This is a genomic window from Alloyangia mangrovi (assembly GCF_002300555.2).
GTDB lineage: Bacteria > Pseudomonadota > Alphaproteobacteria > Rhodobacterales > Rhodobacteraceae > Salipiger > Salipiger mangrovi.
The window spans coordinates 1-8,459 of the sequence record NZ_NTHN02000098.1; the positions used below are offsets into that span (position 1 = coordinate 1).

Here is an 8,459-nt window from a genome sequence, read left to right on the forward strand (position 1 = left end):
AAGACCCCCGCCACGAAGAGCGCCGAGACCCGCCGCTGCCCCGGCAGCCGCCCCCGCCGCCGGTGGCAAGGACGTCGAGGACGCCCCCGCCGCGAAGAAGGCAATGGCCGAGGCCGGCCTCTCCCGCGACCAGGTGACCGGTTCCGGCAAGGACGGCCGCGTCATGAAGCATGACGTATCCGCCGCCCTCGCCGCCGCCAAGTCGGCCCCGGCTGCTGCCGCTCCGGCCGCCGCACCGCGTGCCCCGGTGGCCGCAGAGGACGCCGCCCGCGAAGAGCGCGTCAAGATGACCCGCCTGCGTCAGACCATCGCCAAGCGGCTCAAGGACGCGCAGAACACTGCGGCCATGCTGACCACCTACAACGAGGTGGACATGACCGAGGTGATGGCGCTGCGCAGCCAGTACAAGGACCTCTTCGAGAAGAAGCACGGCGTGCGCCTCGGCTTCATGTCCTTCTTCACCAAGGCCTGCGTGCACGCGCTGAAGGAAGTCCCCGAGGTGAACGCCGAGATCGACGGCACCGACGTGGTCTACAAGAACTTCGTGCACATGGGCATCGCCGCCGGCACGCCCCAGGGCCTCGTGGTTCCGGTGCTGCGCGATGTCGACCAGAAGTCCTTCGCCGAGATCGAGAAAGAGATCAACGAGAAGGGCAAGCGCGCCCGTGACGGCAAGCTGTCGATGGCAGAGATGCAGGGCGGCACCTTCACCATCTCCAACGGTGGTGTCTACGGTTCGCTGATGTCCTCGCCGATCCTGAACCCCCCGCAGTCGGGCATCCTCGGCATGCACAAGATCCAGGACCGCCCGATGGCGATCAACGGCAAGGTGGAAATCCGCCCGATGATGTACCTGGCGCTGAGCTACGATCACCGCATCGTCGACGGCAAGGGCGCCGTGACCTTCCTGGTCCGCGTCAAGGAAGCCCTCGAGGATCCGCGCCGCCTGCTGATGGATCTCTGATCCCCGGTCCCGGGGCGCCGCACCGGCGCCCCGCTTCACGTCATTGCCGCGCCCGGACCTGCCCGGGCGCGGCCTTCCAGAGCCCCGCGTGATCCCGAAGGGAGAGCCAGATGAGCCAGCAGCTTCTTCTCCGTTACGACCGTTTCGACGCAGACCGCTTCGACGCCGAGGCGGAAGCCCGAGCCCAGGCCGGGCTCACCCTCCTGCAGCTTTGGATCGAAGGCAGCGCCGCGCATTGGGCGCTCTTCACCGTGAACGACGCCGAGAAGGCGCAGGCCTGGATGGCCCAGGAATCTGCCCTCGGCCACGGCCCCTCCGCATCCCACATGCTGACCACCGCATGACGCCGGAACTGCTTGCACTGACCCTCGCGACGCTGCTGCAGATGGCCCAGATGGCGCTCTACTCGGTCCTGGCTCAACGCCAGGTCGGCCCGCGCTACGCCGCCTCGCCGCGCGACGAGGGCCGCGAACTGACCGGTCTCGCCGGCCGCGCGCAGCGGGCGATGAACAACCATTTCGAGGGGCTGCTGCTCTTTGCCATCGCGGTGACCGTCGTCACCTACGCCGACAAGGCAAACAGCCTGACCGCGCTCTGCGCGCTGCTCTATCTCGCGGCGCGGATCGTCTACCTGCCCGCCTACCTCCTGGGCTGGACACCCTGGCGCTCGCTGGTCTGGTTCGCCGGCTTTCTGGCGACCGCCGCCCTGCTGATCGCGGCGCTGGTCCTGTGATGCTTCTTCTAGGTGCAAATATCCCGGGGGAGTCCACCGCAGGTGGACGGGGGCAGAGCCCCCTCTGCGCCGCCTCCCGCCCCGCATCCTCATCTGCATGGTTTCTGCATGCCCCGTGCATGTCCCGTGCCTCCAGAATTACCCGATAGGAGACCCCAATGGCACAATACGACGTCATCGTGATCGGCGCCGGCCCCGGCGGCTACGTGGCCGCCATCCGCTGCGCCCAGCTCGGCCTCAAGACCGCCTGCGTCGAGGGCCGCGAAACCCTCGGCGGCACCTGCCTCAACGTCGGCTGCATCCCCTCGAAGGCGCTGCTGCACGCCTCCCACCAGCTGCACGAGGCAGAGCACAACTTCGCCAAGATGGGCCTCAAGGGCGCCGCGCCCAAGGTCGACTGGAAGCAGATGCTCGCCTACAAGGACGACGTCATCGGCCAGAACACCAAGGGCATCGAATTCCTGTTCAAGAAGAACAAGGTCGACTGGCTCAAGGGCTGGGGCTCGATCCCCGAAGCCGGCAAGGTCAAGGTCGGTGACGAGGTCCATGAGGCCAAGAACATCATCATCGCCACCGGCTCGGTGCCCGCCTCCGTGCCCGGCGCCGAGGTCGAGGTCGACGAGAAGATCGTCGTCACCTCCACCGGCGCGCTCGAGCTTGGCAAGATCCCCAAGAAGATGGTGGTCATCGGCGCCGGTGTGATCGGCCTCGAGATGGGCTCGGTCTATTCGCGCCTCGGCACCGAGGTTGAGGTGATCGAATTCCTCGACGCCATCACCCCCGGCATGGACGCCGAGGTGCAGAAGACATTCCAGAAGATGCTCACCAAGCAGGGCCTGAAGTTCACCATGGGCGCGGCCGTCTCCAAGGTCGAGACCAAGGGCGGCAAGGCCACGGTGACCTACAAGCTGCGCAAGGACGAGAGCGAGCACAGCACCGAAGCGGACGTGGTGCTCTGCGCCACCGGCCGCGCGCCCTATACCGACGGGCTCGGCCTCAAGGCGCTCGGCGTGCAGCTCACCAAGCGCGGCCAGATCGCGACCGACGGCCACTGGCAAACCGCAGTCAAAGGCATCTACGCGATCGGCGACGCCATCGAGGGCCCGATGCTGGCCCACAAGGCCGAGGACGAGGGCATGGCCTGCGCCGAAGTCATCGCCGGCAAGGCGGGCCACGTGAACTACGACGTGATCCCGGGTGTGATCTACACCCACCCCGAGGTCGCCTCGGTCGGCAAGACCGAGCAGCAGCTCAAGGAAGAAGGCCGCGCCTACAAGGTCGGCAAGTTCTCCTTCATGGGCAACGGCCGCGCCAAGGCCGTCTTTGCCGGGGACGGCTTCGTCAAGCTGATCGTCGACAAGGAAACCGACCGCGTCCTCGGCTGCCACATCATCGGCCCGTCGGCCGGCGACCTGATCCACGAGATCTGCGTGGCGATGGAATTCGGTGCCTCGGCCGAGGATGTCGCGCTGACCTGCCACGCCCACCCGACCTTCTCGGAAGCGGTGCGCGAGGCGGCTCTGGCCTGCGGCGACGGCGCGATCCACGCCTGATCGGCTCTGCAACTGCAGGAAAGGCCTCCGAGCGCTGCTCGGGGGCCTTTTCCGTTTCCACCCTCCCCCGGGGCCGCGACGCCTGCTAGGCTCCGCGGCATGCCCGCGGAGGAGGCCGCCATGATCACCGACAGCAACACCTATTTCACCCAAGGCTGCGGCCGCTGCGCCCGCTTCGACACCGCGGATTGCGCCACCCGGATCTGGGCCGAGGGCCTGGCCCAGCTGCGCACGATCTGCCTTGCGTCGGGCCTTCGGGAAACCGCGAAATGGGGCCATCCGGTCTATGTGGAAGGGGAGCGCAACGTCGCGCTGATCGGCGCCTTCCGGGAGGATTTCACGCTCAGTTTCTTCAACCCGGCGCTGATGAAGGACCCCGAGGCCGTGCTGGAGCGGCAGGGCCCCAACACCCGCCACCCCAATGTCATCCGCTTCGCCTCGGCAGCGCGGGTCGGCGAGATGCGCCCGGTGCTGGAGGCCTACCTGGCCGAGGCGCGGGCCTATGCCGCACAGGGGCTGCGCCCGCCGAAGGAGGAGATTGCGCTGGAGCTGCCCGAGGAGCTCGTCGCCGCGCTCGATGCCGACCCCGAGCTGGCCGAGGCCTTCCACGCGCTCACTCCGGGACGGCAGAAAAGCCACGTCCTGCAGGTCGGCGGCGCGAAGAAAGCCGAGACTCGGGTGGCGCGCGTCGAGAAACTGCGCCCGCTCATCCTCGCGGGGAAGGGTGCGCTCGACCGCTGAACGGCAAGGGGGCGGGCCCATTGGACCCGCCCGGTCAAGATCGTTGGAAGGTTCCTGCAAATCTCTTCGACGAGATTTGTGTCACTCGGTCGTTGTCCGCCCCGGGATGAAGACCTCGGCGGCGGCCCCGTCCTGCGAGCCACCCATGCCGTCCGGCGGCGTGCCGTCCGGGCGCTCACCCGAGGGCGGCGGGCCCCCGGCCGGACCACCGGCCCCCATGCCGCTCTCCGAGGAGGTTGCCTCGGGGTCGATCCCCACCACCAGCGCCGCGTCGTAATACTCGTACTGCTCGCGGATCGCCGCATAGGCGCCCTCGCCGGCCTGCTTGGCGATGCCGTCGTTGGTGTTCATCGTATCGCGCTCGGCGCCACTGCGATCATTGTAGGGCGCCACCGACTGGAACAGGTACTCGCTCAGCGCGTCGGGGAAGAAGATCTGGCTGGTCAGGACGGTGCGCTCGTCGAGGAAGACCTTGTAGTGCACATGGGTCGTCCGCCCGCGATACCAGCCCGGGTAGATCGTCATGAACTCCGCGACCCCGTCCGTACCGGTCATCTGCGTGCCGCGCAGGAAGGTTTGCTCCGAGGTGTCATTGGTGCCGTCGCTGCCCTGAGTGGCATAGCCGGAGTAGTTGCCCAAGGCGTCGCAATGCCAGACGTCCACCCGCGCGCCCTCGACCGGGGCACAATCGGCGGTCACCACCTGCAGGCGCAGCCGCATCGGCACGCCTTCCCGGTCCTCGGTGATGTCGGCCCGCAACAGCTTCTCGTCGACGTAATACGGCCCCTCGGTCACCTCGGGCATGACCATGCAGACGTTGGGCGTGATCAGCCCCGCCGACTGCGCCTGCGCCCGCGCGGTGCCGGAGAAGGAGCCGATCCCGGCCACGGCGATGGGAGAGACCGCAAGCCCAGTGAGCAGCGCCCGGCGGCTGGGGCGCTCGATGAAATCAGACATGCTCGAAATCCTTTGCGTCTTGTCCGTGTTGGACATTCAACGCGCGGCTTTCGAGGCTCCGTCGGACGTCTGCGATCACGAAACCGTCAGCGGCTCACCACAGGCTCTTCGCGGCACGCCCGGGCCATTCGCGGTCGTAGGCGTCCCCGTCCGTGGCCCCCTGCGTGGCCTCCGCGAGGAACTGGCCGATGCTCGGCAAGCCGGCGCTCTCGTCGCCCGAGACCCAGGTCCCGGCGCGCAGCAGCGCGCGGGCGCATTGCGTGTAGATCTCGGCAATCTCGATGATCAGAACGGTCGCGGGCAGCTTGCCCTGTTTCTCGAACCGCCCTCGCAGCGCCTCGTCATCGGTCAGCCAGCCGCGCCCGTTCACCCGCACCACGTTGTTGCTGCCGGGCACGAAGAACATCAGCGAGACGCGCCCGTCCTCGACCACGTTGCGCAGCGAGTCGAGCCGATTGTTGCCGCGCCAGTCGGGCATGGCCAGCGTGCCGGGATCAAGCTCCAGCACCACCGGGCAATCGTCGCCGCGTGGCGACGCATCGGTGCCCGCGGGCCCCACCGTGCTCAGCACGCAGAGCTTCGAGGCCTCGATCCACCTGCGGTAGAGCGGTGTCATCCGCCGCACCACCTTGTCGATCGATGCACCCGCCGCGGTGCCGTAGAGCGCCTCGAGCGCCGCGATGCTCTCAATCTTCCGCATGAAATCCGGCCTCCGCCATCAGGCGGTTCGAGGCCGCCTCCACATCCGCCTCGATCTTCGCCAGGAAGACCTTGCTCGGCATGCCGGGCTCGATCACCGGCAGGAATTCGATCACCGCCGTTCCCGGCTTGCGGTAGATGCCGCGCTTGGGCCAAAACAGCCCGACGTTGGTCGCCACCGGCACGCAGGGCTCGCCGCTCTGGCTGTAGAGGATCGCGGTACCGACCTTGTAAGGCAGCTTCATGCCCGGCGGCACGCGGGTGCCCTGCGGGTAGATGATCAGCTGGCCGGGGTGCTCCGCAGCGCTCTTTTTCACGTCGGCGACCATCTTCGAGATCGCCGCGCCACGCTTGCCGCGGTTCACCGGGATGCAGCCGATGCGGGTGGCGTATTGCCCGAGCACCGGGGTGAAGAGCAACTCGCGCTTCATCACGAACTTGCCCGCCGGCACCGAGCCGAACAGCAAGATGATATCGAAGAAGCTCTGGTGCTTGGCGGCGATGAGCAGCTCGCCCGAGGGCACCTCGCCGCGGATCTCGCTCTTCAGCCCCACCATCCAAGAGGCCGTCCAGCGCACCCAGAGGCACCAACTGCGACAGGCCGCGCGCGCGCCGCGGTCAGAGAACAGCGTCACCGGGAAGAACAGCAGCCCGACAATCGCCATCGCCAAGTAGACCTGTCCGACGAAGAGCAGCGAGCGGACCCATTGCAGCGCGTATCGCATTATCTCAAATCTCCAAGCACCCGCCGCGCCGCGATCGCCGTCGCGGCAAAGGCCACCGCCGCGGTCAGCAGCGGCACCAGCAGCGGGAAGACCCAGTGCCAGCCGACAAACGACAGGCCGGTCAGGAAGCCCGCGGTCTCGCCCGCCGAGGGCATCAGCAAGAGCGCGCCCGCCCCGGCCAGGGCGCCCAGCGTCGCTCCGCCGAGCGCGCGCAGGGTGAAGCGCCGCACGAAGGCGCGGGCGATGAAACCGTCGGTCGCGCCGACCAGCCGCAGCACCGCGATGACCTGCGCATTGGCCGCCAGCGCGGCATTTGCCGCCAGCGTCACCATCGCCGCCACGGCCCCCGCGATAAGCAAGATCGACACCGCCCCCAGCAGCCGCAGCTTGCCCGCCGCCGCCACCAGCGGACGCCGCCAGCGGGTGTGATCGTCGAGCACCGCGCCCGGCACCTCCGCCTGCAGCCGCAGACGCAGCCCGGCCCCGTCGAAACCGTCACCCTCCTCGATGATCTCGATCAGCTGCGGCACTGGCAGGTCCGCCAGCGGCAGGTCCGGACCGAACCAGGGCTCGAGCAGCGCCTGCTGTTCCTGCTCGGAAAGCGCGCGCGCCGAGGCCACGCCCGGCGTCTGCTGCAGAAGTCTCAACGCCGCGGCGGTCTGCTGCGCCTGCTGCCCGGCGGGGGCCGAGATGCGCAGGGTCGAGGCGCGCGCCAGCTCCTCGCCCCAACTGGTGGCGAGCCGCCCCGCAGCCAGCGACCAGCGCCAGCGCGAAGACCGCGAGGAAGGCCATCGCCCCGGCGGCGAAGAGCGTGAGCGAGGCGGTGAACCCGGTGGGCGGCACCACCCGGTCAGCGCCGGTGTCCGAGCCGGTGAAGGCCCCGAGGGAGTCGCGGATCAGTCTCACAGGTCAACCCCCGCCGCCTGCAGCTTGCGGTTCGAGATGCGCAGCACCCGCGCCTGCACCTGGGTCTTGGCCGATCGGATGAGGCCAAGGTCATGCGTGGCGATGAGAATCGTCTTGCCCATGCGGTTGAGCTCGACCAGCAACCGCAGCAGCCGCTGCGACATCTCCCAGTCGACGTTGCCGGTGGGCTCGTCGGCAAGGATCACCTCGGGCGACATGATCACCGCGCGGGCCAGCGCCGCGCGCTGCCGCTCGCCACCCGAAAGCTCCGGCGGCAGGGCGTCGGCGCGACTCTTCAGCCCGACCCAGGTCATCAGCTCGATGAGGTTCTGCTCGAGATCGCCGCCGCCCTCGCCCGCCACGGTCAGCGGCAGGGCGACGTTCTCGGCGACCGAGAGGTGGTCGAGGAACTGGCAGTCCTGGTGCACCACGCCGATGCGGCGACGGCTGAGGGCGATGGCGTCGCGGTCCATCCGGCGCACGTCCTCGCCAAACAGCCGCGCATGGCCCGCGGTCGGCACCAGCGCGCCATAGCAGAGCTTCAGCAGCGTTGTCTTGCCGGCACCCGAAGGCCCGGTCAGGAAGTGGAAGGACCCGGGTGCCAGTCGCAGCGTGAGCCCGCTCAGCAACTCTCCGCCGCCGTAGCTGTAGGCCACATTATCCAGTTCGATCACGCCTCAGCGCCCCCGGTAAAAACGTTGCCCTGTTGTGCCCGAGCCGCGGCGCAGTTGCAATCCGCCGCCCGGCCCGAAAATGGGCTTTCCCGCCCCATCCCGGCAACCTATTGTCGACAAAGGGATGGTGGCCAGAACAGATGGAAAGCTAAGGACAATATGCGGCTGATTTGCCCCAATTGCGGCGCGCAATACGAGGTGCCGGTCGACGCGATCCCCGCGGGCGGGCGCGACGTGCAATGCTCGAGCTGCGGCCACACCTGGTTCCAACTGCACCCGCTGGATGCGCCCCTCACCGAAGAGGCACCCGCCGAGCACTCGCAGGATGACGAGCTCTGGGAAGAGATGGACGAAGGCGCCTTTGCCCCTGCCGCCGAGCCAGAGGCCGAGGATTTCCCCGACCCCGAACCCGACGAGGAGCCCGAGCCCCTCGCCACGCCGGTGCCGCGCCGCCCGGTCCGCGCCCGCGGGCTCGATCCGTCGGTCGCCGAGGTGCTGCGCCAGGAG

The 8,459-nt window shown here is 68.5% G+C and carries 10 protein-coding genes and 1 pseudogene; 6 read left to right on the plus strand and 5 right to left on the minus strand.

Going from position 1 to position 8,459, the window contains the following annotated elements:
* The 5 genes from odhB to CLG85_RS26310 form a co-directional block, all read left to right on the plus strand.
* Positions 1-964: 2-oxoglutarate dehydrogenase complex dihydrolipoyllysine-residue succinyltransferase (gene odhB / locus CLG85_RS26290; RefSeq protein ID WP_260350290.1), on the plus strand; the 964-nt coding region annotated here is incomplete at its 5' end.
* Between the two features lie 110 nt (positions 965-1,074).
* Positions 1,075-1,308, plus strand: coding sequence for a hypothetical protein (locus tag CLG85_RS26295; RefSeq protein WP_095884073.1), 234 nt, complete (start codon positions 1,075-1,077; stop codon positions 1,306-1,308).
* Positions 1,305-1,697 (plus strand): MAPEG family protein, encoded by a 393-nt coding sequence (locus tag CLG85_RS26300; protein ID WP_095884072.1) that lies wholly within the window; start codon positions 1,305-1,307, stop codon positions 1,695-1,697. Before CLG85_RS26295 ends, CLG85_RS26300 begins: the two co-directional genes overlap by 4 nt.
* 158 nt (positions 1,698-1,855) lie before the next feature.
* Positions 1,856-3,250, plus strand: a complete 1,395-nt coding sequence (gene lpdA, locus CLG85_RS26305) for a dihydrolipoyl dehydrogenase (protein WP_095883802.1) — start codon at positions 1,856-1,858, stop codon at positions 3,248-3,250.
* Between the two features lie 120 nt (positions 3,251-3,370).
* On the plus strand, positions 3,371-3,991 hold the full coding sequence (locus CLG85_RS26310; RefSeq protein ID WP_095883801.1) for a YdeI/OmpD-associated family protein: 621 nt from the start codon (positions 3,371-3,373) through the stop codon (positions 3,989-3,991).
* A gap of 81 nt (positions 3,992-4,072) precedes the next feature.
* On the opposite strand, the gene CLG85_RS26315 is transcribed toward CLG85_RS26310, so the two are convergent.
* From CLG85_RS26315 to CLG85_RS26335, 5 genes and pseudogenes are all read right to left on the minus strand, one after another.
* A complete protein-coding gene (locus CLG85_RS26315; RefSeq protein ID WP_095883800.1) occupies positions 4,073-4,948 on the minus strand; it encodes an intradiol ring-cleavage dioxygenase in 876 nt (291 codons plus the stop codon).
* Between the two features lie 94 nt (positions 4,949-5,042).
* Positions 5,043-5,648 (minus strand): pyridoxamine 5'-phosphate oxidase family protein, encoded by a 606-nt coding sequence (locus CLG85_RS26320; protein WP_095883799.1) that lies wholly within the window; start codon positions 5,646-5,648, stop codon positions 5,043-5,045.
* Complete coding sequence (locus CLG85_RS26325) at positions 5,635-6,372, minus strand: lysophospholipid acyltransferase family protein (protein ID WP_095883798.1); 738 nt, start codon at positions 6,370-6,372, stop codon at positions 5,635-5,637. Before CLG85_RS26325 ends, CLG85_RS26320 begins: the two co-directional genes overlap by 14 nt.
* A pseudogene (locus CLG85_RS26330) lies at positions 6,372-7,272 on the minus strand (cell division protein FtsX). The gene CLG85_RS26325 and the pseudogene CLG85_RS26330 overlap by 1 nt, the downstream one beginning before the upstream one ends.
* A 2-nt stretch (positions 7,273-7,274) precedes the next feature.
* On the minus strand, positions 7,275-7,952 hold the full coding sequence (locus tag CLG85_RS26335) for a cell division ATP-binding protein FtsE (protein WP_095884340.1): 678 nt from the start codon (positions 7,950-7,952) through the stop codon (positions 7,275-7,277).
* Between the two features lie 159 nt (positions 7,953-8,111).
* Between CLG85_RS26335 and CLG85_RS26340 the strand changes: the two genes are divergently transcribed.
* A partial coding sequence (locus tag CLG85_RS26340) for a zinc-ribbon domain-containing protein (RefSeq protein ID WP_260350291.1) occupies positions 8,112-8,459 on the plus strand: 348 nt, incomplete at its 3' end.

Bases quoted from the DNA above. Each gene is read 5' to 3' on its own strand.
- CLG85_RS26295 (WP_095884073.1), top strand. From the start codon at position 1,075: ATGAGCCAGCAGCTTCTTCTCCGTTACGACCGTTTCGACGCAGACCGC.
- CLG85_RS26300 (WP_095884072.1), top strand. From the start codon at position 1,305: ATGACGCCGGAACTGCTTGCACTGACCCTCGCGACGCTGCTGCAGATG.
- lpdA (WP_095883802.1), top strand. From the start codon at position 1,856: ATGGCACAATACGACGTCATCGTGATCGGCGCCGGCCCCGGCGGCTAC.
- CLG85_RS26310 (WP_095883801.1), top strand. From the start codon at position 3,371: ATGATCACCGACAGCAACACCTATTTCACCCAAGGCTGCGGCCGCTGC.
- CLG85_RS26315 (WP_095883800.1), bottom strand. From the start codon at position 4,948: ATGTCTGATTTCATCGAGCGCCCCAGCCGCCGGGCGCTGCTCACTGGG.
- CLG85_RS26320 (WP_095883799.1), bottom strand. From the start codon at position 5,648: ATGCGGAAGATTGAGAGCATCGCGGCGCTCGAGGCGCTCTACGGCACC.
- CLG85_RS26325 (WP_095883798.1), bottom strand. From the start codon at position 6,372: ATGCGATACGCGCTGCAATGGGTCCGCTCGCTGCTCTTCGTCGGACAG.